The organism is Paenibacillus sp. FSL R7-0204 (assembly GCF_038002225.1).
Taxonomy (GTDB): Bacteria; Bacillota; Bacilli; order Paenibacillales; family Paenibacillaceae; genus Paenibacillus_AQ.
In genome coordinates, this window is record NZ_JBBOCA010000001.1 from 4,068,429 (window position 1) to 4,095,386 (window position 26,958).

General features: G+C 53.8%; 22 protein-coding genes. 2 read left to right on the forward strand and 20 right to left on the reverse strand.

Annotated elements, in window-relative coordinates:
• Positions 1-51: 51 nt before the first annotated feature.
• From MKX42_RS17950 to MKX42_RS17960, 3 genes are read right to left on the reverse strand one after another with little or no spacing between them, the layout of a single operon-like run.
• Complete coding sequence (locus MKX42_RS17950; protein WP_340753689.1) at positions 52-2,862, reverse strand: glycoside hydrolase family 2 TIM barrel-domain containing protein; 2,811 nt, start codon at positions 2,860-2,862, stop codon at positions 52-54.
• Positions 2,863-2,891: 29 nt separating this feature from the next.
• On the reverse strand, positions 2,892-3,116 hold the full coding sequence (locus tag MKX42_RS17955) for a hypothetical protein (protein ID WP_340753690.1): 225 nt from the start codon (positions 3,114-3,116) through the stop codon (positions 2,892-2,894).
• A complete protein-coding gene (locus MKX42_RS17960; protein WP_340753691.1) occupies positions 3,113-4,093 on the reverse strand; it encodes an aldo/keto reductase in 981 nt (326 codons plus the stop codon). The genes MKX42_RS17955 and MKX42_RS17960 overlap by 4 nt, the downstream gene beginning before the upstream one ends.
• A 179-nt stretch (positions 4,094-4,272) precedes the next feature.
• On the opposite strand from MKX42_RS17960, the gene MKX42_RS17965 reads away from it, so the two are divergent.
• On the forward strand, positions 4,273-5,190 hold the full coding sequence (locus MKX42_RS17965; RefSeq protein WP_340753692.1) for an AraC family transcriptional regulator: 918 nt from the start codon (positions 4,273-4,275) through the stop codon (positions 5,188-5,190).
• A 7-nt stretch (positions 5,191-5,197) separates the two neighbouring features.
• On the opposite strand, the gene MKX42_RS17970 is transcribed toward MKX42_RS17965, so the two are convergent.
• Positions 5,198-6,679: an Lsa family ABC-F type ribosomal protection protein gene (locus tag MKX42_RS17970; protein WP_340753693.1), complete on the reverse strand. Its 1,482-nt coding sequence runs from the start codon at positions 6,677-6,679 to the stop codon at positions 5,198-5,200.
• 299 nt (positions 6,680-6,978) lie between these two features.
• Positions 6,979-7,830, reverse strand: a complete 852-nt coding sequence (locus MKX42_RS17975) for an HAD family hydrolase (protein WP_340753694.1) — start codon at positions 7,828-7,830, stop codon at positions 6,979-6,981.
• A gap of 294 nt (positions 7,831-8,124) precedes the next feature.
• Between MKX42_RS17975 and MKX42_RS17980 the strand changes: the two genes are divergently transcribed.
• Positions 8,125-9,057, forward strand: coding sequence for a hypothetical protein (locus MKX42_RS17980; protein ID WP_340753695.1), 933 nt, complete (start codon positions 8,125-8,127; stop codon positions 9,055-9,057).
• Between the two features lie 309 nt (positions 9,058-9,366).
• Here the strand turns inward: MKX42_RS17980 and MKX42_RS17985 are convergent, their stop codons facing one another.
• From MKX42_RS17985 to MKX42_RS18055, 15 genes are all read right to left on the reverse strand, one after another.
• On the reverse strand, positions 9,367-10,518 hold the full coding sequence (locus tag MKX42_RS17985) for an amidohydrolase family protein (RefSeq protein WP_340753696.1): 1,152 nt from the start codon (positions 10,516-10,518) through the stop codon (positions 9,367-9,369).
• A complete protein-coding gene (locus MKX42_RS17990; protein ID WP_340753697.1) occupies positions 10,515-11,579 on the reverse strand; it encodes a pyridoxal-phosphate-dependent aminotransferase family protein in 1,065 nt (354 codons plus the stop codon). The genes MKX42_RS17985 and MKX42_RS17990 overlap by 4 nt, the downstream gene beginning before the upstream one ends.
• A gap of 25 nt (positions 11,580-11,604) precedes the next feature.
• The gene (locus MKX42_RS17995; protein ID WP_340753698.1) at positions 11,605-12,357 is read right to left on the reverse strand and encodes an ABC transporter ATP-binding protein; all 753 of its coding nucleotides are present in this window, start codon (positions 12,355-12,357) and stop codon (positions 11,605-11,607) included.
• A complete protein-coding gene (locus tag MKX42_RS18000) occupies positions 12,348-13,112 on the reverse strand; it encodes an ABC transporter ATP-binding protein (RefSeq protein ID WP_340753699.1) in 765 nt (254 codons plus the stop codon). Before MKX42_RS18000 ends, MKX42_RS17995 begins: the two co-directional genes overlap by 10 nt.
• Positions 13,109-13,978, reverse strand: a complete 870-nt coding sequence (locus tag MKX42_RS18005) for an ABC transporter permease (RefSeq protein ID WP_340753700.1) — start codon at positions 13,976-13,978, stop codon at positions 13,109-13,111. Before MKX42_RS18005 ends, MKX42_RS18000 begins: the two co-directional genes overlap by 4 nt.
• Positions 13,975-14,964, reverse strand: a complete 990-nt coding sequence (locus MKX42_RS18010; RefSeq protein WP_340753701.1) for an ABC transporter permease — start codon at positions 14,962-14,964, stop codon at positions 13,975-13,977. The genes MKX42_RS18005 and MKX42_RS18010 overlap by 4 nt, the downstream gene beginning before the upstream one ends.
• Positions 14,961-16,580 carry an ABC transporter substrate-binding protein gene (locus MKX42_RS18015; protein ID WP_340753702.1) on the reverse strand — a complete coding sequence of 540 codons (1,620 nt, stop codon included), beginning with the start codon at positions 16,578-16,580 and terminating at the stop codon, positions 14,961-14,963. Before MKX42_RS18015 ends, MKX42_RS18010 begins: the two co-directional genes overlap by 4 nt.
• Before the next feature lie 140 nt (positions 16,581-16,720).
• On the reverse strand, positions 16,721-17,848 hold the full coding sequence (locus MKX42_RS18020; protein WP_340753703.1) for an NAD(P)/FAD-dependent oxidoreductase: 1,128 nt from the start codon (positions 17,846-17,848) through the stop codon (positions 16,721-16,723).
• A gap of 36 nt (positions 17,849-17,884) precedes the next feature.
• Entirely contained in the window at positions 17,885-18,640 is a 756-nt protein-coding gene (locus MKX42_RS18025; protein ID WP_340753704.1) for an alpha/beta fold hydrolase, read from the reverse strand.
• A 540-nt stretch (positions 18,641-19,180) separates the two neighbouring features.
• A complete protein-coding gene (locus MKX42_RS18030) occupies positions 19,181-20,053 on the reverse strand; it encodes an amidohydrolase family protein (protein WP_340753705.1) in 873 nt (290 codons plus the stop codon).
• A 20-nt stretch (positions 20,054-20,073) separates the two neighbouring features.
• Positions 20,074-23,193 carry a GNAT family N-acetyltransferase gene (locus tag MKX42_RS18035; protein WP_340753706.1) on the reverse strand — a complete coding sequence of 1,040 codons (3,120 nt, stop codon included), beginning with the start codon at positions 23,191-23,193 and terminating at the stop codon, positions 20,074-20,076.
• A gap of 126 nt (positions 23,194-23,319) precedes the next feature.
• Positions 23,320-23,814: a DedA family protein gene (locus MKX42_RS18040; protein ID WP_036728489.1), complete on the reverse strand. Its 495-nt coding sequence runs from the start codon at positions 23,812-23,814 to the stop codon at positions 23,320-23,322.
• Positions 23,815-23,820: 6 nt separating this feature from the next.
• A complete protein-coding gene (pssA, locus tag MKX42_RS18045) occupies positions 23,821-24,345 on the reverse strand; it encodes a CDP-diacylglycerol--serine O-phosphatidyltransferase (protein WP_209990414.1) in 525 nt (174 codons plus the stop codon).
• Positions 24,346-24,385: 40 nt separating this feature from the next.
• Positions 24,386-26,140, reverse strand: a complete 1,755-nt coding sequence (locus MKX42_RS18050) for a sensor histidine kinase (RefSeq protein ID WP_340753707.1) — start codon at positions 26,138-26,140, stop codon at positions 24,386-24,388.
• On the reverse strand, positions 26,137-26,817 hold the full coding sequence (locus tag MKX42_RS18055) for a response regulator transcription factor (RefSeq protein WP_340753708.1): 681 nt from the start codon (positions 26,815-26,817) through the stop codon (positions 26,137-26,139). The genes MKX42_RS18050 and MKX42_RS18055 overlap by 4 nt, the downstream gene beginning before the upstream one ends.
• Positions 26,818-26,958 lie beyond the last annotated feature (141 nt).

A 26,958-nucleotide genomic window follows, 5' to 3' on the forward strand; every position in this document is an offset into this window, starting at 1 on the left:
GAGCTGCCCCAAACCACCGCTTCACGGTAGGGGACAGCTCTACCCAGTCTTTTAACGAATTAATGCCTGAATCTCTTCAATCGTTGCTTGGTACTGCGGCTTGAAATGAGCAGAATTCATATAACCGCCTATGCTTGTCAAGAATTGTCTGCCTTCAAGAGTTCCGCTCACCTTAGCAGCATCCAGTGCACACAGCAGCAGGTTACCGTTGCCTGCACGGCACTCTGTAAGGAAACTTAACTTATGATTACGCTCGAAATTATCGATGGTCTGTACGATGGGATTCCAGCTGCGGTCCGCGTCGTCCATGATAAGCGATTTGGAATGCTGGGCGATGGTCCACCATGGGTAAGTGGAATGCGGCTCACTCGGGAAATCGCGCAGCACCGGATGCATGTTATCAATCAGCAGGCCCATCGTACCGATAGGAACCGGGCGGCTCATGCTCTCCGAGATCGTACGGAACATAGGGTAGCACCAGAAATCCGTGCAATAATAGCCTTCGATTCCGTTCTGAACCGACTCCGGCTCCGGCATCAGCAGCACGTTGCCGCCGTGCTCCAGCAGGGAGACTGCCTCCTCAGACAGCTCTGTGAACACATGGATGCCTTCAACTTCAAGCGGATTATCGCTCTGCTCAGGATAAATCCACAAGTCGTAGCTCTTACGGATATCAGTTCCTTGGACCCGGAGCGCCAGCTCCGCACGGCTCATCCGATCAACCGCCGGAAGCTCAATCGCCAGATCACAAATGTCAATGTAGTGGGTTCCGGCAGGAATAAAGGCTCCGGCTGAGCCCGTTGTCCGTACTCCCCCTTCTACCGCGAGCTCCCAGTGCAGCTCGATGGCATCCGGCATACCCCTGCGGAAGCAGCTTAGCTCCACATGGGCCTCGAAGGTTTCCCCGGCGGCGTAGTTATACTTAGGGAATCTTGCCAGCAGTACTGCATCATTACAGAAGGTCCGCCACTCTTCCGGGCTTATCAGCCCCTTGGAATCCATGAAGGCATCCAGAACACCTACCAATGCTGTACCTTGGCCGCTGAAGTCCTGGAGATCCAGAAGCTGGAACCCTGCAAGCCGGCGGGAACGGAAGGCAGCCTCAAGCTCTTCCTTGTAGCAAGCGACAGCGAGCTGGCCTGAGCTTTTGAAGTATGCATTGGCCAGATGGCCAAGCCCCTTACTCTCCAGCCGTTCCCGGAAAATGGCGAAGTTCCCGGCCTTCAGCGGGCCTGTGTACTTCCCGATTTCCTGGAAATCCGGAAACGTAGCATACTGGCCAATCTCATGCGAAATTACCGGAACCTGCGGTATCCATTCACCGGATTCACTGCCGGATTGTACGGCCTTGGCTTCGGTACCGTACTGGATCAGGATCTCGCCGCCTGCCTCAGCGGACACTGCTTCACCGCTCCCGAAGCCTGGTGGAACAATCTGGTCGTCGTAATCCTTCATTGTACCTGGCAGCGAAGTCTGGACATGGCCGAGCGGAGCATCGCACATGGCATAGGAGCCTCTGAACAATCTGTCCCGGGTGAAGCGCACGCCGCTGAAGAAATCATCATGCTCCAGCACTTCAGGCACCCATTGATGGTTATTGGAGCCTTGGGTGTAGAGCGGACGGTCATCGAATGCTTTATAATCTGCAAGGAACGAATCAATCCGCTCCTTGCTGCCCCACAGCTCGTTGCCCAGCGACATCATCACGAAGGATGGATGATTGCCGAACTCCCGCAGGATGGCATATCCTTCGCTGATCAGATAATCCTGCTCCGCCTGGTTATGCCCTTCGTCCGTCTCTACTGTAATCGTGCCCCAGAACGGCAGCTCCGGCTGCATATATATTCCGAGCAGATCCGCAGCGGTGAACGCTAATTCCGGGGGACAGCAGGTATGGAAGCGGTAGTGGTTAATGCCGTAAGACTTCGCAATGCCCAGAATCCGCACCCACTCTTCGGCGTCTGTAGGAGCATAGCCGGTAAGCGGAAAGATCAGGCCGTCATGCTTGCCGCGCAGAAAAGTCTTTTCCCCGTTAATGGTGAACTTGTCCCCCTCAGCCCGGAATGACTTAAGCCCAAAGATCACCTCCTGCCGGTCCACGGGAATTCCATCGCTGCCCTTGAGAACAAGGCTGACAGTATACAGATTGGGAGCGAATTCACTCCACAGCAGCGCATCGGGACCCAGTGCATAGTCTATAGTGAACCGACCCGGTGCGATGATATATTCCTGTTCCTCTGCGGAATGTGTTATCTCACTGTTAAAGCTATTGGCAGATACCGCGAGTGTAGCACCTTGCATGCTCTCCAGTGTTGCCGAGATCTGCACCGAACGTGCAGGCAGATCAGACTTCAGCCGGATGCCGCTAATCCGGGCTTCCCCATAGAACTGTAGCTCAATCCGGCCCGTAATCCCGTTCCAGTTGGTCTGGGTATCCGGCGAGGTCATATGCCCGCCTTTGGTCGGATAGCCGGTGTTGTCCACCCGGATAGTAAGCGTATGACTCCCGGGCTGCTGCTGCGGCAGGTCATATATATGCGCAGTGTTCAAGCTGTCACGGCTACCGATCTCCACACCGTCCACCCAGAGGGTGGTGCGCCTTGTCCGTTCCAGATATAAGCAGCAGTGCTTACCTGCCAGCTCTTCTGGAATCACAACCTCTCTGGAGTACCAGACCGGTCCTTCGAACAGATATTCATCCGTTAGTGCGCCTACGAGAATCTCGTTATTCTTCGGCCCTTTACGGGCATGGGACGTAGTTCCCGGCAACATCATTGCATCGGTAAAAGGTAATACCAGTCCCTTCCCCTTCTCTTCCAGCTGCAGCTTCCATTCGCCTTCAAGGCTGACCTTTGACAGCACAATTATCACTCCTAAACATGGTAATCTCTTTACTCTTGCAGCCAGATGCCGCCATGAATCCAGCAGTTCATCACTGTGCATCCAGCTTCCGGTCCAATCCTAATCAAACGCTCCGGCAGCACTTCCCGGCTTCCTGTTAGTTTCTCCTTAAGCAGGGCTGTTTCCTGCTCCAGCAAAAAGCGCATGCCGGATGATACCGGCACGCGCTCAATGGACGAAACAGATTCTTTTCTCTGCTGAATGGAGATTTTCAAAGCGCTCCAACGATGGCATGCGGGACGTAATGCTCTTCCAGCCGGGCAATCTCTTCAGTTGTCAGCTGAAGGGATAACGCTCCCACCGCATCGGTAATATGCGGCAGCTTCGTTGCCCCGATAATCGGCGCAGTGACCGGCTGTTTCTGCAGCAGCCAGGCTAGTGCAACATGGATACGCGGAACTCCCCGCTCCGCCGCAATGGCAGCTACCTGCTCGACAATCAGGCGGTCCTTATCGGCTGAAGCATCGTATTTGGATCTCTGTACCTGATCCGTTTCCGAGCGCAGCGTAGATTCCGCCCAGTCCCGGGTTAGCCGGCCGGAAGCCAGCGGGCTGTAGGGGATGACCGCAATGCCCTCTTCCTTACAAAGTGGCAGCATCTCACGTTCCTCTTCACGATAGATGAGATTCAGATGATTCTGCATGGAGACGAACCGGGTCCAGCCGTACTTGTCAGCAACATGCAGCGCCTTCTGGAACTGCCAGGCATACATGGCGGAAGCGCCAATGTAGCGGGCTTTTCCCGCCTTCACCACATCATGCAAGGCCTCCATCGTTTCTTCAATCGGCGTAGTATAATCCCAGCGGTGAATCTGGTACAGATCGACATAATCAGTGCCCAGCCGCTTCAGGCTGTGGTCGATCTCGCTCATAATCGCCTTGCGGGACAATCCCCCTCCGTTCGGTCCGGTTCGCATAGGGAAGAATACTTTGGTGGCAATCACCACCTCATCCCTCGCAGCCATGTCCTTCAAAGCCCGCCCGAGCATTTCTTCACTCGTGCCGTCAGAATAAACATTGGCCGTATCGAAGAAATTAATGCCCAGGTCCAGTGCGGTACGGATCATCTTCCGGCTCTGCTCTTCATCCAGCACCCAAGGGTGCACCCAGCGCTTGGCATCGCCAAAGCTCATACAGCCCAGGCACAGTCTGGAGACATCAAGGCCGGTGTTGCCCATTTTTATATATTCCATTCGCTTGTTCCCTGCTTTCCTGAGAATAGTGTATATATCAGTCTCTCTTATTGTGCAACAGATAATGGATTGGCGTTATCACAATAGTCGCGAATGATTGCCTAATCCTACCGTTCTCATTAACACTCCCGCCGGATATACCCTATAATGAAACCATATGAACCTAAGGAGGCTCTCAAGTGACTGAAGCTATCGTAACGCAAAAGCTGGAGCTGTGCCGGCTGATTGAGCTGCATACCGGCCGGGACGGCGCTCATGAAACGGCCGTGCCGGCACTGCAATTCATCCGTTACTCCCAGGCGAGTGAGCCTGCTTACCGGGTGTATAACCCGTGTTTCTGCTTCATTACCCAAGGCGTGAAGGAGATTATGCTGGCCCAGGAGCATTTTGTGTATACCTCTTCTGATTTCCTGGTGGCTTCAATGAACCTGCCGGTAGTAGGACAAGTGATTAAGGCGTCCCCGGAGGTTCCCTATTTAAGCTTCAAAATGGAATTTACGCAAAGCCAGATTCTGGAGGTCCTCCATGAATCGCAGCTGCAGATTCTCCCCCGGGAGAATGCCAGGCGTGCCTTATTCGTCGGACACATCGACACGGATCTGCTGGATGCGCTTCTCCGTCTGGCGCGGTTGCTCAATACTCCCAAAGACATCCCGTTCCTTGCCCCTCTATATACTAAGGAAATTCTGTATAAACTGCTGCAGGGACCATATGGAGTAACGCTGGCCCAGATTGCCATGGAAGGCAGCAGCACTTACCGGATCAGGGAAGCAATTGAGCAGATTGTCAGCCATAGCGAACTGGCTCTGCGGATCGACGAGCTGGCCGATATCGCCAATATGAGCGTCTCCGCATTCCACCGCAATTTCAAGGAAGTTACGGCTATGAGCCCGATCCAGTTCCAGAAGCAGCTGCGCCTGCAGGAGGCTCGCCGCCTGTTATTAGCCGAGTCTGCAGATGCAGCCGATGTTGCCTTCCGGGTCGGCTATGAGAGCGCCTCACAGTTCAGCCGGGAATATTCCCGTATGTTTGGCGCTCCCCCGCGGGCCGACATCAAGCGGTTGAAGGAACAATTTGAGCTTCCGGTACAGATTTGATACCTGCTTAGTCGAGTACAACCTGCTTCGTCGCGATATTCGCGCAGAATTCGCGGTCATGCTCCACGAACAGGATCGTCGGTGTATATTCCAGCAGCAGCTCCTCGATCTGCATCCGGGAGATGACATCGATGAAGTTCAGCGGCTCATCCCAGATGTGCAGATGCACCTGCTCGCTGAGGCTGGCGGCAATCAGCACCTTTTTCTTTTGCCCGCCGCTGTACGTGGACATATCCTTCTCGAATTGCAGCCGCGAGAAATCGAGCTTCCGCAGAATCGACTTGAACAGGCTCTCGTCGATTCCCTGCTCTCTCGCATATTCACTCAGGCTGCCCTTGAGCTGCGAAGTATCCTGGGATACATAAGAGATGGACAACTGGCTGTCCCGTGCGAAGTGGCCGGTATAGCTTATATCCTCCCCGCAGATCAGCTTCAGAATGCTTGATTTGCCTGAACCGTTGCTGCCGGAGAGGGAGATGCGGTCCCCCTGTTCGAGAGAGAAGCTTACGCCGGAGCATACTATTTTGTCCTCATAGCGGATCGAGAGCTCCTCCAGCTCCACCAATTGCTGCTTATGATAGGGAAGCTGTGCAATCTTCAAGCTGTCCGCGCTCTCCAGATTCCGCAGCAGCTTCGACTTCTCGGCGATGGCGGATTCCTGCCGCTGCTGAATCGACTTGGAACGCTTCATCATCTTGGCGGCCTTGTGGCCGACATAGCCTTTATCCAATTTGTTGCCGGAGCTCCGGGTGCCATTCTTGGATTTCTCGACTTCATGCGCCCAGCCGCCCGTTCTTTTGGCAGAGTCCGATAAGCGCTTGATGTCCTTCCGCAGCTTCTCATCCTCCGCCAGCTCGAACTGATCCTGCCTGGACTTGTTCTCCCACCAGCTGCTGAAGTTGCCCTTCTGGATCTCAATATTGGTCTTGTTGATCGACAGAATATGGTCCACACAGTTATCGAGAAAAGCACGGTCATGCGACACCAGAATGTACCCGCTCTTGGTGCGGAGATAGTCGCTGACCAGCTTACGGCCCTTCGCATCCAGATGGTTCGTTGGCTCGTCTATGAGCAGGAACTGGTTCTCGCGCACGAACAGAGCGGCCAGCAGCACCTTTGTCTGCTCCCCGTTCGACAGTGATTCAAACGGCCGGTACAGCGTATCCTCGGACACCCGCAGCAGCGACAGCTCGCGCATGAGCTTCCAGTGCTCCATCTCCGGGTCGATCTCCTGCATGACATCCACGGTCAGAGCCGCAGGGTCAGCAACGGCAAACGGGAAATACTCGAAGCCCACCTGCGCGGAGATCGTCCCGCTGTACTCATATTTGCCGAGCAGCAGGTTCAGGAAGGTTGTTTTGCCGCGGCCGTTGCGTCCGGTGAAGCCCAATTTCCAATCCGTATCCAGCTGGAAGCTCACATTCTCAAAAATATGTTCGTAAGTGCCCTCATAGGCAAAAGTCAGCTTGCTCACATTAATCAAAGACATACACGTATCCTCCTGTATTCACAAAAATAAAAGCTGCAAGAAGGTTCTCCTCCCGCAGCTCAAATAAACACAGCAAATCCTATCCCCGGACACTTACCTCCAGGCAGACTTGAATAAGGATATTTGGACCAGAGTGAAAAGAGGCAGACCCTTCCTGCATATAAACCATAAATTACGCGCCACAAATAACGCTTGTTTATTGGTCAAATTACGCAAGAAATGTCCGCACGATACTCTTCAACTCCAATCGCTTAATTAAGTGCATTCTAACATGAGTCTTCCCGGAGATCAACCCGTAATCAGATCAGTCCGTACTTCAGGAAGCAATTATACAGTCCATCGTTCTCAATCGAATCGGTAATATCATCAGCAATGGCTTGGAGCGGCTCGCGGGCATTGCCCATGGCAACCCCTACCTGGACATATTCCAGCATCTCCAGATCGTTAAGCCCGTCACCAATCGCCATACTGTTCTCCAGCGGGATATTCAAATGATGCAGGACATCAGCAATAGCCGCAGCCTTATGAACGCCAGGCATCATCAGTTCCCCGCTGTTCTCCCCGAAGATCGGGATGGAGCACTGAATCGCCGTGAACCGGTCCTGGAATTCCTCCTGAATCTGTTCAAAGGGCAGGCTGCTCTCCAAGAAGCATACCTTGTTGACATCATCCAGATATAACTCCTCGTCCCCATAAGTGAGTGTTGCGATATAGGGATGGGGCGACTGCCGTTTTCTCTCCTGTGCCTCCGGGTCATTCTGCAAGTCACCATAGATTCTGCGTTCCAGGTGAGGCTGTAAATGGCGGCTGCCGTGAAGCGCTGTATTGGATTCCAGAATGAAATCTACCCCGTTCGCGTTAAAATAATCGATCAAGTGTTTGGCATCCTCCGGGGTCACTTTTTTATGATAAAGCATTTCACCACCGCTCTCCACATATCCCCCTGCCGCTCCAATCAGCCCGTCGAACCCGATCTCCCAGATGTAATCATAGATTTCAGCCTTAGAGCGCCCGGTGCACAGGTACAGCAAATGCCCGTTCTCCCTTGCCTGCCTGCACGCCTGTATTGCCGATTCCGGGACAATTCCATTCTCCATGAGAAGCGTTCCGTCAATATCGATGAAAATAATCTTGCTGCTGGTCTGATTCATATCCTCTTCTCCCCTTTGTCTAGTCTTCCACTGAACTATAGGTTATGAAATGCGTTCCAAGTCAAGCGTTATTTCACTAGTGCCGCCCGATTCATCCCCTCCAGATCTGTCCAAATAGATAGGATAGATTGAACTAATGGGTTTTATGTTTTGGGATGTGCCGTGACTCCAGAGAAGTTTTGGACTTCCGGCCGCTGTTGTCAGCAGATTTTATGATTTATCCCGTTTTTAAATCCTTAAGTTCAATTTATATAGGCGTTGCAGAAAGCATCTTATCCCATTAGGAGGTACATAATGAGAACATTACCAGAAACCTTAGCAAAAACAGCAAGAGCGGTGCTGCTCGGTACAGCTCTGACTCTGGCAGGCGGCACAGTGTTTGCAGGGGCACAGCCGGTAGCTGCGGCATCCGTATCGGATGCCCAGGCGGTCTACAACCAGTACCGCAAATATGTCAGCAATCCCGCAAGCCTCGCACAGGCACGTAAATATCTTATGAACCATATCTCCAAAGTTGGCTCCTGGTACGGCACGGTAATGACCCTTCAATTGGAAAATGCCCAGAAGGCGGGGCTTGAGCGGTTCTCTGAGAAGCTATATACAGATGCTGTGCAAAAAGCGCTAATGGATGCCGAAATTAACAACGACATGACCTATACGGAGATCCTGAAGCGGGTTACAGCACCTGCGGTCCGCAAGCTGATGGAAGAAATCTGGGACAAAGGCTATAAGCTGGAGTCCAGCGAAGGCATGTATTATCCGGTTATGCATTATGAAGGCTTCAAGGTCTTCAAGCCCTATGTCAGCAAGGATATCGCCGCGTATATTGATATCATGGCAACGGAGAGCAACAAGCCTTCCACCTTCGATGCCGGTATCGTGATCACTTGGGACGAATTGATCGGCAGAGCGGCCATTATGAGTGATTATGTCCAGGATTATCCGAAGTCGAACCGGACCGCGGCCATCCGCAATGAAATGTCCTATACGGTTCCCCTAGTACTGCTAGGCTCGGATAACACCCCAGCCTACGATTATGACACGAATGAACTCGACCCCGAGCTGCGCCTGGCCTACGACCATGCCCTGATGGAGGGTGCAGATGATAACAAAGTGCTGAACATCCTGGTCAAGCTGGTAACGCTTCTGAATACTTTTGGTAATCAAAAGACGCCTGCGGTTGAATCCTACCTGGATCAAGTGGTTAAGCAGTATACCGAGTTGTGAATGGTTACGATTTGAATTGAATGATGCTGGCGGGAGAAAAGCTGGGAGGCTCAGCGGGGCACAATGTGATCGGTTTTTCGATTACATTTGGTCACATGCCTACGTAGCGCCCCAATGTGATCGGTTTTTCGATTACATTCGGCCATACGACTACGCAGCGCCCCAATGTGATCGGTTTTTCGATTACATTCGGCACACGTGCCCTCCAGCGCTCCATTGTAATCGGTTTTTCGCATACATTTGGCCTCGGGCCATCAGACCGCAAAAAGGCTGTCCTTCATCAGAAAGGACAGCCTCTTTGCACATCCGTTACAGCAAATCCTCTTCCTGCGCGCCGGTAATGACCGTAACAATGCTTGTGCGCAGTTGATCTGCATTCTTGGCCTGATAGGGATCGGCGGCGTAGATGACGGCATCGGCAATATAGCCTTCCGCAATCCGGCCCAGCTCATGGCCCTTTCCAAGTATCGCCGCTGCGTCTTCTGTAGCTGACCGCCAGACCTCCGCCCGGCTCAGGCCATAGTCCAGCAGGGTGTCGAATTCCTGCAGGTTGTAGCCATGCAGCGCAGGCGTGGCGTAATCGGTGCCGAAGCCCAGCCGCACCCCTGCCTCTCTGGCATATCCGAGTGCGATGGCGTGAGCATCGGCAGCCCGGGCTGCCCGTTCACAGATGAGCGGACTTAGCGCCAGCACTCCCTTCGGATCAGCGGCGATCCGGTAGATTGAAGTGGTCGGCACGTAAGCCACACCGGATTCGGCCAGTCTTCCGGCCTGATCCCAGGTCATGAACATCCCGTGCTCAATAGATTCCACACCGGCTTGGATCGACCAGTCAATCGTCACGCCGCCCCAGGTATGCACCAATACCTTCTTGCCGCTCGCATGGGCATGACGGACGATGAAGGCGAATTCCTCCCCGGAGAAGTTCGGCTCCGTAACCTTCTCGGTCTCGGCGCCAAGACCGCCGGTTGCCATGATTTTGACCCAGCCTGCCCCGGTTGCGTAGATCTCCGTCAGGCGGTTCTCCAGATGCTTGATCCCCTTGGCATCGGCAGCTCCCAGCATTTCACTGCTGGTCTCTACCCGCAGCGGCTGCTGGTAATACTTCACAAGATGCCGGATTGTCGCAGGCAGAATACCGCCGGCGTCGCGGGCTGTAGTTACCCCCGTCCGCAAGGTAGCGGCGAAGGCCTCCGCCTGCATCACCTCAATCTCGCGGGGGTCCCGGCGGAGCTGGTCGTCATGGTCGAAGTCGGTCCAGGCCAGATGAGTGTGCAGATCCAAAATGCCCGGACTGATCCATAGCTGCTGCCCTGAGCCTTGCGCCTGTTCCGGCTGTGGACCCGCTTCTGCCACGGCGGTGAACCGCCCGTTCGTAATCTCGATATCGAAGCGTTTCCCCTGGATACCTGCAATATGGATTCCAGTATATGCCTGAAATTGCGGCTGCTTAAGGATCATTCCGCTTCCCCCCAGACCTGGCGGACGGCCTGCACTGCCGGTTCAGCCTCCAGCTTCAGCAGTCTGGCCAGCGTCTGTACCCCCGCTTCCACACTCTCGCGGCTGGCGTTCGTTCCGAAATGGTTCATCCGCAGCAATTGACCGAATAACTCGCCGTCCCCGGGAGCTACGATACCGATAGGCTGCTTGATCAGCAGAAGCGGCTGCTCGTCAATCCGAATAGTCGTAGTCAGCGTAGAATAATGTCTGCTGTCCTTCTGCCAAGGCGCAAGCCCAAGCTCCGAGATTCCGGCGACAGCAGAAGCCGCCGCGAGTTCATGCCGCTGGATTACCTGTGACAGTCCCTCTTCGGCAACGGCCTCCAGGGCTTCGATCAGGGCTCTGGCTTCTAGAGCCGGGATATTCGGCGGGACGCGGAGCGGTGCGGCTCCATCCGGGGACGGCTGCAGATCCAGCAAGGACAGAATGGAATTACGCGGAGCCCGTTCGTTAGACTCCAGGAAGGCCCAGCCGCGGGGAGAAATACTGACCGCGCTGATTCCGTTAGGACCGGCGAGCGCTTTTTGCGCACCCATTACAGCGAAATCCACCGCCCACTCATCCACAGACAGCGCCTCTCCCCCGACAGCCGACACGGAATCCGTTACCGTAATCAGTTGATGCTTGCGGGCTAACTTGAAGATCTCCTCGGCAGGGTTAGAGCCGCCTGTAACCACCTCAGCCTGCACTAGAGAAATCGCAACTGGCTGATGCAGCTCAATCGCTGCGGCCACCTCCTCTACCGTAACCACCTGGTCGAAGGGAACCTTCACTTCCTTAACGGTGGCCCCGCCGCGCGTAAGCCACTCTCCGAACAAGCTTCCGTAAGGTCCGGTTACTACGTTCAGAATGGTACGTCCCGGCGCTGCTATCCCTGCTGCTACCGCCTCAATGCCTAGAATCGCCTCCCCCGGAATGATTACCGGAGGATGCTGTGTCCCTAATAACCGGGACAGCTGCTGTGTTAGTGTGTCCAGCTCAGATAACGTCAATGGTACGAATCCTGTAGTTTGACGGTTCATATAATCCTCCTGATGTGTTGAATGTTCAATAATGCGGCATTTTTGGTACCGCAGACAATAGCTCACGGCTGTATTCATGCTGGGGCCGGACGAAGAATTCATCCTTCGAATTCACCTCGACCAGCTGCCCCTGACGCATAACAGCGACGGTATCGCTGACGGCATGAATAACTCCCAGATCATGGGAGATGAACAGCATCGTAAGATTAAGCTCGGCTTGAAGCGTATGGAATAGCTCCAGCACGCTGCGCTGCACCGAGACATCCAGTGCGCTGGTGGGCTCATCGGCGATCAGCAGGCTAGGCTCCACGCTAAGCGCGCGGGCAATGGCAATCCGCTGGCGCTGGCCGCCGGAGAATTCATGCGGATATCTGTCCAGAGATTTGGCATCCAGCTGCACCCGGCTAAGCAGCTCCTTACTTCTGCGCTCAACCTGCGAACGCTCTACAATCCGGTGGAACAGCAAGGCTTCAGCCAGAATCTGCCGGACAGTATGCCTGGGATTCAGCGAAGAATCCGGGTTCTGAAAAATCATCTGAATCTGCTTATGCTGCGCCTTGCTCCGCTTCCTGCCTAACGGCTCCGCCCCCAGTAGAAGCTGTCCTTCATCCGGAGTGATCAGTCCGGCAATGACCCGGGCCAGCGTAGACTTCCCGGAGCCGGACTCACCGACAAGCCCCAGTGTGGTATGCCGCGCAAGCTCCAGCCGGATCTGATCGAGGGCGGTGAACCCGCCATAACGGACGGTTACATCCTGTACCTGTAGTGCTACTTCCATGAGACCCCGCCTCCTTCCAGCTCCGGCAGAGGGAGTACCGAATCCATTAACATCTGTGTATAAGCCTCAGCCGGATGCCGCAGCAGACTATGCGTCTCGCCTTGCTCAACGATCCGGCCCTGCTTCATTACAACCAGCCTGGAGCAGAGATTGGCGGCAATTGCCAGGTTGTGGGTCACAAAGACCATAGCGAAGCCCAGCTCTTGCTGCAGACTTGTAATCGTATCTATAATCTGGCGCTGAACCGTCACATCCAGCGCGGTAGTCGGCTCATCGCAGAGCAGAATGCCCGGCTTACAGGCCAGCGCCAGAGCAATAACCACACGCTGGCACTGGCCGCCGGAGAGCTGCCCCGGGTAGCGGTCTTTTGTCTTCAGCGACGCAGGAAGACCCAGCCGCTCAAGCAGCTCCAGGGCGATGCACCGCGCAGCCTTTAGACTGGTTCGCTGTCTGTAATAGACAACCTCGGTCAGCTGCTTCACTACCGGACAGAGCGGGTCCAGTGCTCCTCTGGGGTCCTGGAACACCATGGCACTGCTTACCTTGCTGCGGACCACTCCCCCGGTCTGCTCCACACCACGCGGAAGCAGGCCGAGAATGGCCCGCAGTGTGAGCGATTTGCCGGAGCCGGATTCTCCCACTAGTCCGAGGCTTTCGCCGCGTTCAAGGGAGAAGCTGACGCTGTTGACCAGGATTTCTGTGGAAGAGGCTGCGAGTGTCAGTTCTTCGAGTTCAAGTACAGGTTGTATTGTCATCCTTTTCTCCTCCAGATATCGGCCAGTCCGTCTCCCAGGAGAGACAGCGCAATTCCCGTATACACGACTGCGAAGCCGGGAACCGCCGACAGCCACCAGGCTGTGGTAATGAAGGGCTGTCCGTCTGCGATCATCGTTCCCCAATCCGGCGTAGGCGGGGCAATCCCGATGCCCAGATAACCCAGCGTAACAATGGCTACCAGGAGTCCGATCATATCCGTCATCAGCACGACAACGGCTTGCGGCAATACATTCGGCAGAAGATGGCGCAGAAGGATGCGGTGTCCGGGCAGACCAAGCGTCTGCGCCGAGGCAATCCATTCCTGCTTGCGGAAGGATGCGCTGAGTCCTCTGACCACACGGGCGAATACAATCCAGCCTACGAGAATGAAGGTAATATAGATTCCGCGCTCCCCTGCCCCGCTGGCGAAGGCCACGATAATAACGATCAGATAGAACGGGAAGGCAATAAAAGTGTCCGTGATCAGCGATATAATTCTATCGGTCCATTTGCCATAGTACCCCGAGATCATACCCAGCATGACGCCCGTGCAGAACGGAATAATCTCAGCCAGCACCATGATCGTCAGATCCGTCCGGGCGGCATAGATCAGTCTGGTGAACAAATCACGGCCAAGCTGGTCGGTACCGAGCCAGTGGGCTGCGGAAGGCGGCTGCAGGAAGGCGCTCAGATTCTGCTCCGTCGGATTGTAGGGACTTAAGTAAGGGATGAATATGGCGAGCAGTACAAGTATAGCGAACATAATGATCCCGATCAGCAGTGACGGGGTGTTAAGTACTCTTCGGAGTCCGCTTGCGGGCTTCCTGATTTCCGGTAAGGTTGAGTCTATCTGTGTAGTATTCATGATTTCCCCTTCGTTCTGGGATCAAGCCACCCGGAGATGATTTCGATCAGCAGACTGATGATCACAACAGCCAGCGCACAATAGAGCGCAATCCCCTGAATCACCGGAAAATCCCTGTTTGAGATGGATGTGAACAGCAGGCTGCCGATGCCCTTGATACCAAAAACCTGCTCCACAACGAGCGTTCCCCCGATCAGGTAGGACACATTCACTCCAAGCAGCATCAGGGTCGGCAATGCCGAATTGCGCAGCACATGCTTGAACAGGATCACCCTGGACGGGATTCCTGCTGCCCTGAGAGTGACAACGAATTCAGATTCGAGCACCTCCAGCATTTGCGCACGCAACGAGCGGACCAGCGTAGGAATCTGTGAAAAAGCAATCGTGACCGCAGGAAGCACCAGACTATGGAGCGTACCCGACCAGCCTTCGCCGATTCCCCCTACGGGGAACCAGCCCAGCCGCACGCTAAAGAACAGAATGAACAGAATGCCAACCCAGAAGACCGGCATCCCCAGGGTGATTGCTGGAATAATGCGGATGAGATGGTCGAGCAGCTTGTCCTTGTGGGTGGCAGCAACCGTTGCCAGCAGAAGGGCTACAATTATCGCAAGCACCGAAGCAATGACAATCAGCAGTAGTGTGACCGGAGCACGCTCAGCAATCAGTTCTCTGGTCGAGGTGCCGGCAATAATAGAGTTTCCGGTATCTCCCTGAGTGAACAGCAGCTTCACGAACCGGGTGAACTGATCCCATAAGGAGAGATCCAGTCCCAGTGTGTGGTGCATATTCTTAAGTGCTTCAGGTGTGCTGTATTCACCCAGAATCATTTTGGCAGGGTCTCCGGGTACTATTCGAATCAGGAAAAAGACCGCCGTCATTACGCAGAGGATAACAAGTAAGGCTCTTACAAGGGCTAAGGCCAGCCACTTGTAAGAACCGTTGTTTCCAGCTGCACCGCTTAGGGTCAGCTTGGATTTCATCATTTAGCTAGCCGGACATCTTCCAGACGGATGCTGCCGTTAGGCAGAACCACAAGTCCGTCAACAGAAGAACGGGCGCCGATCAGGATATCCGGATAGTACAGCGGAATGTACGGAACTTCATCTGCAAGCGTCTGTAAAAGCTCGGTGTAGATGGTAGCCCGTCCTTCACCGTCAGCTGTCTTCTGCCCTTCATACAGCAGCTTGGTTGCCTTATCATTCGTGTAATGTGTCCAGTACGATTTGCTGAAGCCTTCCGGGTCGGTCTGGAACGCCAGAATGGAGTTCGCTTCCGGGGAATCCGCCTGACCGCTATTCAGCATCGCCGCGAAATCATAAGCGAAGAAGCGTTCGCGGAAGGTGGCCAGCTCTACCGATTCAATCTCAATTTTGATCCCGATTGCCTGGCCGGCAGCCTGGATAATCTGGGCTTCCTGAGCCCGGGTGCTGTTACCGGAAGCCACCAGCAGCTTGGTGGAGAATCCGTCAGGGAAGGCCGATTTGGCCAGCTCTGCCTTGGCAGCCGCCGGATCGAAGCTCAGGGCCTTGATCTTATCATTGGCATTGTAAGGAATCGTTGTCGGCAACAGGGAAGTCGCCGTCTGTGCATAGCCGAAGGTCAGGGCCTTGGTCAGCCCGTCACGGTCAAGCGCCAGTGCCAGTGCCCGGCGGACATGCACATCGGAGAAGTGCTTATCCAGTGTGTTGAAGAAGAGCTGCTCTGTCACCCAGCTGCCGTTCGTTACTACTGTGGTGTCTGCACCGTCCTTGATTTCACCCGCATTCTGTAACGACAGGGCTTCAACTGCATTCACAGCCCCCGCCTTAAGCTGGTTGATGGCCTGGCTGTCATCCTGGATCAGCTTATATACAAGCTTGTCGATATAAGGCTGCCCTTCCTTCCAGTAGTTGGTGTTCTTGGTAAAGGTCACATCACCTGCCGGGTCCCATGTCTCGATCACGAATGGCCCGGTCCCTACCGGCTTCTTGAAGAATTCCTCTTCGGTCACTCCGCCGAAATTATTCGGGATGATCCCGTTCGAGAAGTTCGACAGCTCGGAGATGAACGGAGTGTAGGGTTCTTTTAGCGTGATTACAAGTGTCTTCTCATCCTGTGCCTTCACCGTGTCTACCTTGGCCGAGATGGCCAGCGGACCGCCAACCTTCAGATGCCGCTGGAGGGAGAATACCGCATCCTCTGCGGTTACCGGCGTACCGTTCGAGAACTTCAGGCCGTCACGCAGTACGAAGGTATAGGTCAAGCCGTCTTCGCTGATCGTATGCGAGGCGGCGAGCTGATCCGTAATTTCACCCTTGCTGTCAAAAGCAACCAGTGACTCAAACACTTTATCAATCGCGAATGCGTTATTCGATGTAATTTGGTTATGCAGATCAAACGAGGTTACAGAAGCCGGGCGGCCATACACGAAGGTGCCTCCGGCAGCAGGCTTTGCTGTGCTTGCACTTTCCGTTGCCGCTGGAGCCGTACTGGACGGAGCCACATTATTGGAATCCGCAGGATTGGCAGACCCGGAGCAGCCGGCAAGCAACGATACGAATAGTACCGCAAGTGTGCCCAGCCCTGCTGTTTTTCTCATAGAAGCTTTTAAATTAATCACGTGTGATCCACCCTTCCTATAAATCATATATGTTTAGTATGGATTGTATTATGGATCAGACTTTCACTTCTGTCAAACAAAAATTCATCCGGCAAGCCGAATTGAATCATAATGTTCCAAGGAAGGAAATGTATTCGTAATCATCCGCCCGTTATGGCTCTCTGAAGGCTATAATCGTCCAGCTCCAGATCAGGCTCTCTGCCGAGTGCCAGCTTCGCCAGCTGATAGCCGATATACGGCCCCATCGTAAGTCCTGAAGCGCCCAGGCCATTGGCGGCAAGGATTCCGCTCCACCCGGGGACAGTCCCTATGACCGGCAGAAACCCCGGAGTGAACGGACGGAAGCCGACCCTCACTTCACTATAAATACCGTCCGCCAATCCGGGTGCTACTTCCAGCCCCTTAGTCAGAATCTCCTGCATCCCGCCGGCGGTCACTCTGGTATTATATCCTTCTACGTCATTCTCATGAGTAGCTCCGATAACAATCTGCTGCCGGGCAAAAGCGAGCAGATACTGATCGCTTGGCGGGATCACCACCGGCCAGACTTCCGTATCTTGTTGGTCAGATACCTGCAAGTGCATGATCTGCCCCTTCTGGTAGCTCACCTTGAAGTTAATGCCCAGCGGGCTAAGCAGCGGGTTCGCCCATGCGCCTGCACAGATAATAACTTCATCCGCCGGATAAAAGTGTCCCCCTGCGTGGACTCCGGTGACCCGGCCCGGTTCAATAGCAAGCGCAGCGTCACCGGTAACCATGACTGCGCCCTGCTGCTGTGCAGAATGAAGCAGAGCGTCCCGCAAGGCGCGGCCATCCACTCTGGCAGCTCCGCTGATATGAACCGAGGCATATCCTTCCGCCAGCAGCGGGAACCGTTCGCGGGTCTGCTGTGCGCTAAGCCGCGTGATGACTCCGATCTCCGGGGCATCTGCCAGCCGCATCCGTGCCCGCTCTTCTATTTTGTCAAGCTTGCTCTCATCCTTATGTATACTAAGCGCTCCAACCCTGGCATAACCGGTATGCGCTTCGCCGCCTTCCTTAAGCTGACTAATCAACTCGGGATAGAAGCGCGCCCCCGCCTTGGCTAGACGGTACCAGGCCTGATTGCGCCGCTGCGACAGCCAGGGACAGATAATGCCTGCGGCTGCATCCGTAGCTTGTCCAGGGTCTTGACGGTCTATAATCAGTACCTCTGCGCCCATCACTGCCAGCTGATAGGCTGCCGAGGCACCGAGAATACCTGCTCCAATCACGATGACTTTCTTCATCTGTACGTCCTTTCTGAATGTGTATTTCTCCTTGTGCTAGTGGATACGGTTGTGTGCAAGGAATTCAAGAATCGTATCGTTCACCAGGATGGGCTGTTCCCTTAGCATATGCGGGCGGTGACCCGCTCCCTGAACGATTAGTGTCCTTGCATCCGTAAGGAGGGAAGCGAGCTTCGCCGTTCTATCCTCTCCCGCGAACGGGTCATGCTCACCTGTAATGAGCAGTGCCGGGCAACTAATACTGCTCAATTCTTCCTCCGTGAGATCCGGGTATCTGATCCAGTCCTGCACCGTTTGCTGCAGATAGTATTGCCAATTCCCCTGATGAGCCTCCTGATGCCTCTCCATCATCTGATCTATGAAGGCTTGCTGCTGATTCGCCAGCAACTGTTCAGGCTCGTATTCCCCGGCTCCAGCCGGTTCACAGAATCCGCTGGTTCCAATCGTAGTAAGCGTAGCAATCCGTCCCGGATGATTCACCGCCAGGTACAGCCCTACGCCCGCGCCCATACTGTATCCAATAAGATGTGCCCGTTCAATGTTCATCCTTTCCATGAATCCGGCGACATCCTCAGCTATTCGTGGAGTAGACCAATCCAGATCCCGGCAGCGGGTCCTGCCATGCCCTCTAAGATCAGGGAAGTAACAACTATAATGGTTCTGGAAGTCCAGAACCTGGCTGCTGAAGGCCAGCATGCTGCGGGAATAATGACTGTGCAGGAAGATTACCGGTTCCCCGGTGCCCATCTGTTCATAGAACATTTCAAGATCGTGTACCTGTATGTATGGCATAAGACTCCTCCCTTTGTGTATATGACCATTACCGGACCCTAACGAGCCACCTTCTCATTCACACAGCAGTCATTCGGATGCTGTAGGCACTTGAACGATAGTAATTGCATTTTGTACAATAGATTGCTGTAAAAAAGGCTTCGAAATAGCATCTATTGTATTCAGTACAATTGAATATTGAAAAAAGTCCATTTTTCACCCAAAACACAGCATTCCACTGTATGAAATACAATAGAATCTCATTTTGCGGTCTGCTTTGCCTTTTCTATTGCAGGAACTACAATCAGCTACTTTGAATTTAAGAATAGAAGTCGGCAACGGGTTTCAGGGTGCAGGATCAGCCTAATATCAGCTCAATGTTCATGCTCAGACTTTAACAACCCTGAGGTTCACTCTTACAGTTTTCAAGGTGCTTTTGAACTACTCTCAGCTTAACACAGCTTACCACAGGTCGTTCGTCAGAAGAAATAGCCCGCCCCGCATCATTGCACAACAAAGCAAAAACCCCCGGAACACCATTCCGGGGGAAGCTTACAAGCCTTACAGATTCAGTTCTCTAATCCGCTCCGCAAGCTTAGGGAACACGCGAAGTGCGTTGTTGTAAAAGACATCCTCATGACAGGCTTCAGGCACCAGGTGCTTCACGAAGGTAATATAAGCGTCCAGCGGGACCAGCGGCCAGTCGGTGCCGAAGACCAGCCGGTCGTATTTCTCGGCGAACACCAGCGCCCGGCGGAAATGGTCGGTATAGGTCTGCTCGGTCAGCAGCCGGTCCACCTTGGCCTGATCGCCGACAATCCAGCCGGACAAATCCGTGTAGAGGTTAGGGTTCTTCTCCAGCAGGGCTGCGGTGTCCATCACCCAAGGATCGCCCAGGTGGCAGAGCATGAAGGTAATCTCCCGGTGCTTCAGGAAGGTCTCCTCCATGGACAGCGGGTGGGAATATTTCAGCAGCCCCTGGTCCGCATAAGTCAATCCGCCATGAATGACTACCGGGAGACCGTAAGCGGCAGCCAGCTTATATACCGGATCATAAATTTCATCCCCCACATTGAAGTGGTAATACCCGGCGTACAGCTTGATGCCAACGATATCGGAGCGCTGCAGCGATTGCTCCAGGGCTTCAAGCTGCCCTTCCAGATGAAGGGTAAGCGGGTTAATCCCCACGCAGGTGAACAGATTGTCCGGCAGCGTCTCGCTCAGGTCAAGCAGCATTGGGTTGAGCGCAGCGGAATCAGGAAAAGCTCCGGCAACCGTCTCGGTCACTCCCATGCCTACTCCGGCAACGACACCGCTGCGGCGGAACTCCTCCAGGAGTCCCTCGCCGGAATAATCGATATGCGCCAAGGTCTGCGCCGTTTCGTGGAAAGCTGCAATATTGGAATAATGCACATGTGCGTCAATGATTTTCATAGAAGCTTCCTTTCTCTGGCTCACTTCTTGAACCGGATCGACAGCAGATCGCCATAAGCCTCTTCAGGTACCTGGAGATCCGAGATCAGATAGAATTGCGGCTTGCTGAATTGCTCCTTGCCATCCTGCAAATGCAGGTACTCATCCGCATAAGACGTCAACGCGACAGAATTGACTAACAAGGAAGGTGACGGATGCTTAAATGATGTAACTAATGACAGACGCTGCTTGCGTTCCTTGGAACCCACTTGCAGAATCCCGTTATGGCTGGCATCCTCTGCCTGTCCCCGGCCTGCCTTGTAGGTAAGCTCTTGACCTCTGCTGTTCTTAAGATACCCTCTGCCATCCTTCATATCGGAGGCGGCAGTATAGAAGGCTGAAGTCTCAAGCTTCAATGGGCATAGCGGGCCGCCTGTATTTTGCTCCACATGTACCGTAGAGACAAGCACCGGAACGCCCGGCAGCAGCATGAAATACTGATGCAGTACGAGTCCTTTGTATTTATCATTCTTCTGAATGGTGACGCTCATCCGTATACCCGACCAGCGGTTTCCTTTATTATCGGTCAGTTCGGCGAAATCAGCTGTTAACGGCTCATCCATGAAGCTGCGCAAGGCAATGTCACCCACACTGGTTACGATACCGCCCACCCATGGATTCCACCAGGACTTCGCGATCGGCTGCGGAAAAGAAGATTCCAGCCATTCCTCGCCCTGATGGGTAACCGAGAACAATCCCGGCGCAAAATCAGGGCTGGCCTGTATCCGCAGAATCCCGTTGTCCACAGCCAGTACCTGTGCCCCTTCTGCTGTGAGTCTCTCCTGCCGGACAAGTTCATCCGCGACCGGCAAGACCAGGAAAGATTGATCCTGTACATAACTGTCCATATCCAGATGCAGGGTCAGCACATCCGGGGCTGCTCCTGCAGGAACTGTCAGCGGCAGAGCCGCTTCTCTGAGCTTCTCTTCCTCTTGTACCGTTAGCCGGGCATCCTCCACACTGCCTGCTTCGGAAGAAATCCGAATCTCACCCGCCAGATAGCTCTTCTTCTGCTCCTGAAGGAGAAGCTTAGCCTCTCCGCTTATGAACGGATTCCCGTTATTCAGGCTCAGCTCCAGCTGCCCTGTAGTGGTCAGTTCCTCAGTATTGCTGTTGCCGCTTTGCAGCGCATAGGCACGGAAATCCTGCCAATGGTCCCAGGTGCCCAGAGCGATCCGCAGCGGCAGCGTCTCCTTCTGCCCGCCGGCGGGAATCCGTCCCAGGGAATGCTCAACAGCATGCATCCACGACTCCTGGATCAACTGCAGCTCAGACGGCCAGCTAATCCCTCTGGAGAAGCCTTCATCCGCAGCGAACATCCAGTTCTCCGTGAAATCCTGCGCTTCCCAGTAATCCATGCCGGAGGCTTCAGCCCCTGCACTCAGATCTATATATTTGCCGCGGTAAGGGATGACGCCGCCGTGCAGACCGAAGCGGAAGCTCTCCTTCAGGAACAGCTCTTCCTCCTGAACGGTAGTCTGAGGATTGTCGATTCGGAAATAACGGGAGACAATCCCGTTACTGAACAGCTTCACAACCATCGTCAGCAGCAGGCCTTCCCTGATGCCGGCCTCATAGGTGGCCTCAAGCACGATAGCCTCTTGATCCCTGAAGATCTTCACATCCAGCGCCGAGAATTTATTGAATTCATTCGTATAAGGCAGGCCAAGCTTCGGATAAGGCAGGTTCATCAGATATTTACGGTTCTCAAAAAAGGTAAGCCAGTGGTTTGTTTTGTTCAGAACGGCCGAATAGCGGCCATTGCTGATGATCCAGTCCTTATCGGTCGGGCCGCCGAAGGCCGTCTCTGCTCCGGTGAAGACGAGGCTCAGCTCCTGTTCCAGTATAGCTGAATCGGCTCCTTCTTCTGCACTGCGGATGCTCACCGTATGATGCCAAATGCCGTACCCGAGCAGCCGGGCTGCTGCGGTGAAGGTTCTCCGGCTCTTCGCCGGAACCTCTACGGTGTAACGCTTTTGACTGAACGACAGAATCTCGTCCTCCGGCAGCTCAAAGCTGAACACCGTGTCTGTGCTGTACTCATTCTCCACCGTTACATCCAGCTCTACCTCTTCGCCCGCGAAAAGCGTTCTGTCAGGTACCTGGAGCTTCACCTTGACCGGGAATTTCGGCTTAATGCCTAGCTTGAATACGGCAGGGAGGCCGTTAATGAGCAGTTCAGCCTCCACTACAGGGTGAGTCTGATAGAGATCCTGTTCCTCCTTCACCGGATGGATGAAGAAGCGGCCTTCGATCCGCGCCTCGGTTTCGATATCCTGAGCAGCGTCCAGCTCCAAGCGGATTTGTGCATTGCTTTTACCGTTAATCTGGAGTGACAGGGGTTTCCCACTTTTATTAAAGGCTTCATAAACGACGGGGTATTCCGCTCCAAACGGCAGCTCATGCTGCGCAGGAATCGTTACCTGTATCCGGTAATCCTCCGTCTCAATCAGCCGCAGGCCGCGGCCGGTCCGCTCATATTCCATCTTCAGCGACAGACCGTCCTTCAGCCATTTATATGTAAAATAGTCAAAGCCATTTTCCCCATAACCGTCAGGCTCCACCTTGATCTCGCGGATGCTGTCGTTATACCAGTCTATCTTCTCGAAATAAGACTTCACCGCTCCGGTCTGAAGCACCGAGGGAATGAAATTCATCAGGTGAGTGGTATCATCCCGGTTCTCCCAGAAGAACCCGCTTTTCTTATACGTAGGCACCGCCTTGACATTACCGGGCCAAGTATAGAGATCCAGCCGCGGCCAGCCCAGCTTAATCGTCTCTTCAATCGAACGCCTTACCAGCGCCTTGCCCACCTTGCGTCCATGGTAATCCGGTCTTACGTTGAGCAGAGCGATATAGAGTGCCCCGGTATCCTCTCTATAGTGGGAGAAGCTGCAGTATCCGATGACCTCTGAGCCGCTTACCGCCAGGAATAACTTGAGCATCGGGCTGTTCTCGTGTTCCCGCAGCACGCTTTCCTCTGTCCGGTACGCTCCGTCTCCGCCCCAGCTCTCTGCACTTCTGTTCCACATCTCGGCAATGGAAGCAGCGTGCCTCTCCGGCACATATTCTTCAATAACTATCTGTTGTAATTCGGACATTACAGTCATACCTCCTCAGAAACGCTATAATTCCTAGCTTCATAGCAACAAATACTACTTGCAGTATATAACAGAACGTTCAACCGCTGTAAGTTCCTGTTTGATTATAAAAGATTATTACTTAACTCAAGCAAAGGTTAGCCTCGAACCGATCAGATAGCCAATCGAGACAAACAGTAGTGACCAGATGAAGGCACCAGCCAGGGTGACCATTAAATATTTTCGGAAGGACATGGCGCTGATGCCCGAGATGTAGCTGGTCACATGCCGGATGCCCGGAACAAAATAAGCGATGAATATCGTCCAGTTGCCGAACCGGAAAAACCAGCGTTTGACATAGGCGAATCTTTTGGGCGTCAGGCCTACCCATTTCCCGTACCGGTCCACGACAGGCTGCCCCACTCTTAGACCGATGGTGTAGCTGATCAGCATGCCTGTAATCGAACCTATGAAGCAGACCAGAACCGAAAGCGAGAAATCCAGCACCATGGTAGAGGATAGATAGCCAACGAACAGCGTCAGCAGCTCATCGGGAACGGGAAGTCCGACAAGCCCCAGCGCCAGCAGCGCGAATATAGCTATATAACCGTATTGTGAGATCATCTCGATGACCCATGGCATGAACAATCACTTCCTGTTAACGAATTTTTTGAACGAAGGGAACGGGACCCTGCTTATCATCAGTATGGACAAGAGTCCCATAATTAAAATGAGCATTTCCGGCTTCAGCCGTTCACCTATAAGCGTGGTCATCGACAGAAGCAATCCCGCTGCCGTAATCGGCATGCCCACGAAGCCCTTGGAAGGAGCTGAGATATTGAATCTGGCCAGCCGCAGCGCCCCGCAGATCAGGAATGCGACCGCAGCCACAGGTCCGACCCACTGCACGTTCTCCAGCCGGTATAACAGAATAAGAAAGACGGGAGCGATACCAAAAGAAATAATATCCGCCAAAGAGTCCAGTTGTTTTCCAAAATCACTGGTGCAATGCAGCATCCGGGCGAGCAATCCGTCCATAACATCGCATATCGCAGCCAGCAGTATCATTAATAAAGCAAGATCATAACGTTCCTCAATCGTGAATAGCAGGGAAATTGATCCGAAGCCCAGGTTTCCCAGTGTGCACATTGAAGGCAGCCAGCTCCATTTCATGCTGTTCACTCCTTTCCTGACAAGTTAGTAACGGGGCCGCTCAGCCTCCAAAGGTTACACTAAAACAGACGCCGTCCGTGGTGTTCATCACTGCATACCGGCAGCCATGCATATCTAAAATCTGCTTCGCAATGGACAATCCGAGTCCGGTCCCGCCCGTCAGACGGCTGCGTGAAGCCTCGATCCGGTAGAACCGCTCCCAGATATGCGCCAGCTGATCCTCGGGGATTCGCTCCCCTTTGTTGTGGATGGTGAATAAAAGCTTCTTGGGCTGACTCTCCAGTCTAACGGTTATGGTACTGCCCTCTTCGGCATGACGGATTGCGTTGGTCAGCAGATTGCTGAGCACCTGTTCAATCCATGTAGCATCCGCATATACGGGCAATTCATTCGCCGGAATGATGACCACATCCAGCTGCTTATTTTGAAGGGAATACACCAGTTTATCGGTCACCTTCTCCGTCATTTCGCTTAGCATGAAGGAGCTTTTGCGCAGCTTGATCGTGCCGGACTCCAGCCGGGCCAGGTCCAGCATATCTTTTACCAGGAACTCCATCTTGTCGGCCTCTTCGATAATGACCTTGATATAATGATCCTGCTTACCGGCGCTCACCCCGTCCTCCAGCCCTTCGGCGAAGCCCTTGATAATGCTAAGCGGCGTCTTCAGCTCATGGGAGGCACTGGCAAAAAAGTCCTGCTGCATCTGCTCCAGCTTCTTCTTCTGCTCCATCTCCTCCACCAGCTGCTGATTCGTCTCCCGAAGCTCGCCCAGTGCTGTGTCCAGACTTTGCGACAAGGTGAACATGCTTCTGGACAGGTTACCCAGCTCATCCTTCTGGCGAATGGAGTTATGACCGGTGAAATCGAGCGCTACCATCCGTTTGGCCGTATTATTGAGCTTGATTAAGGGCCGGGTCACCATCTTGGAATAGAACAGCGACAGGACCAGAATCAGCACGAACCCGCCAAGCCCCAGGTATAAAAAGAACCAGCGCAGCGCTTCATTGGAATCCTTAACATCCTGCAGCGAGGTCACTGAGAACAACAGCTCAATCTCTCCGCTGGCCTGCTTCACGGGCAGAATCATTACGGAATTGCGGATACCGCTCCAGGGAGCCGTCCACTCTTCCTTGACCATGTTCAGATTATTCAGGCTCTCCAGCTGACCCGGATTTAACGGAAACCAGTCCTCTATGGCCTCGAACAGGATGCCCTGACGCGGACTCCATATTTTCAAATCCGGCAGGACCAGCTCCGTAATGGTTCCGGTAATGCTGGTATTGTCCGAATCCGCCTCCTCGCCTACCGGCGTTCCGCCTTGTTTGGTAATATTAACCGGATAGAACAGATGCCCGAGCTCGCTTGCGCTGACGACATGCTCTCCCTGTATAGTCACCCGGTCATTCTCCTTCAGATGGGCCGATCTCAGCATGTCGCCGAACTGATTCATGAACAGGGACATGGGAATCACCTGAGTCTGTCCCTTCTCATCGATCAGCTTCATGCGGAACGGATCTTCCGACTTCATCCGGCCATCCGGCTTCATAATGACCATCTGTGTCTTGTTGCGCAGCATGAACCGGACCAGCTCGCGGGAAGTGCGGGTTCTGCCCCAGGCTTCTTTGGTGTAGCTTGTCCCGAAGCTCTTAAGATGCTTCTCTACACGGGACTCCTTCTGTATCTGGTAGAAGCGGTCGAACAGCAGGAACTGGCTGAGGATTACCATCCCGTAGAAGCAGACGAAGAAGATCACAGTCATCACGAACAGCTTGAAGGTAATTCCCCATCTTTTCATTCTTCGTCCTCGAATCTGTAGCCGGTTCCAATGACCGTGCGGATGTGGCGGGATTCATACCCCAGCTTGCTGCGCAGTTTCTTGATGTGGCTGTCCACGACCCGGGAGTCGCCCTCGAATTCAATTCCCCAGACCCGGCTGAGGATGGTGTCCCGCGAGACCACATGGCCCTTGTTGCGGATCAGCAGCCATAGAAGATCATATTCCTTCGGAGTCAGCTCGACATCGGCGCCTTCCACTTCTAGACGGTGCGCCATAGTATTAAAAATGGCCGAGCCGAATCTCACTACACCGGATTCTGGCTGGTGTGCGCCTTCGACCCGTTTCATCAGCGCCGCAGCCCTGGCCACCAGCACCTTGGGACTGAACGGCTTGGTCACATAATCATCGGCTCCCAGCTCGAAGCCGTGTATTTTGTCGTCATCGGCAGATTTGGCGGTCAGCAGAATGATTGGGGTCGCCGATTTCTTGCGGATCTCCCGGCATACCTGAAATCCGTCCATTTTGGGCATCATAATATCCAGAATCAGCAGATCCGGCACCAGCGAATCGAACCATAAGATCGCGTCCTGCCCATTATCGGCTTCGCGCACCTCCCAGCCGTCTTGTATAAAGTAATCCGACACCAGTTCACGGATACGCAGCTCGTCTTCGACAAGCAGTAACTTTTTCTTCAATGTACTCCCTGCTTTCAACCCGTTTATACCTATCAGCATAGTCGAGTGTTATGTCCTTTATGTGTCCTGTTGTGAAATTGGCTGATAATAAGCCGAAATATATGGTGCAGTTACTTGGGAGACCCTTGGTTTTGAGTATGA

Coding starts and splice junctions, on each gene's coding strand:
- MKX42_RS17990 (WP_340753697.1), bottom strand. CDS start 11,579: ATGAACCGTCAAACTACAGGATTCGTACCATTGACGTTATCTGAGCTG.
- MKX42_RS18000 (WP_340753699.1), bottom strand. CDS start 13,112: ATGACAATACAACCTGTACTTGAACTCGAAGAACTGACACTCGCAGCC.
- MKX42_RS18010 (WP_340753701.1), bottom strand. CDS start 14,964: ATGATGAAATCCAAGCTGACCCTAAGCGGTGCAGCTGGAAACAACGGT.
- MKX42_RS18005 (WP_340753700.1), bottom strand. CDS start 13,978: ATGAATACTACACAGATAGACTCAACCTTACCGGAAATCAGGAAGCCC.
- MKX42_RS17995 (WP_340753698.1), bottom strand. CDS start 12,357: ATGGAAGTAGCACTACAGGTACAGGATGTAACCGTCCGTTATGGCGGG.
- MKX42_RS18025 (WP_340753704.1), bottom strand. CDS start 18,640: ATGCCATACATACAGGTACACGATCTTGAAATGTTCTATGAACAGATG.
- MKX42_RS17960 (WP_340753691.1), bottom strand. CDS start 4,093: ATGGAATATATAAAAATGGGCAACACCGGCCTTGATGTCTCCAGACTG.
- MKX42_RS17975 (WP_340753694.1), bottom strand. CDS start 7,830: ATGAATCAGACCAGCAGCAAGATTATTTTCATCGATATTGACGGAACG.
- MKX42_RS17970 (WP_340753693.1), bottom strand. CDS start 6,679: ATGTCTTTGATTAATGTGAGCAAGCTGACTTTTGCCTATGAGGGCACT.
- MKX42_RS18030 (WP_340753705.1), bottom strand. CDS start 20,053: ATGAAAATCATTGACGCACATGTGCATTATTCCAATATTGCAGCTTTC.
- pssA (WP_209990414.1), bottom strand. CDS start 24,345: ATGAAATGGAGCTGGCTGCCTTCAATGTGCACACTGGGAAACCTGGGC.
- MKX42_RS18020 (WP_340753703.1), bottom strand. CDS start 17,848: ATGAAGAAAGTCATCGTGATTGGAGCAGGTATTCTCGGTGCCTCGGCA.
- MKX42_RS18040 (WP_036728489.1), bottom strand. CDS start 23,814: ATGCCATGGGTCATCGAGATGATCTCACAATACGGTTATATAGCTATA.
- MKX42_RS18050 (WP_340753707.1), bottom strand. CDS start 26,140: ATGAAAAGATGGGGAATTACCTTCAAGCTGTTCGTGATGACTGTGATC.
- MKX42_RS18035 (WP_340753706.1), bottom strand. CDS start 23,193: ATGTCCGAATTACAACAGATAGTTATTGAAGAATATGTGCCGGAGAGG.
- MKX42_RS17985 (WP_340753696.1), bottom strand. CDS start 10,518: ATGATCCTTAAGCAGCCGCAATTTCAGGCATATACTGGAATCCATATT.
- MKX42_RS17980 (WP_340753695.1), top strand. CDS start 8,125: ATGAGAACATTACCAGAAACCTTAGCAAAAACAGCAAGAGCGGTGCTG.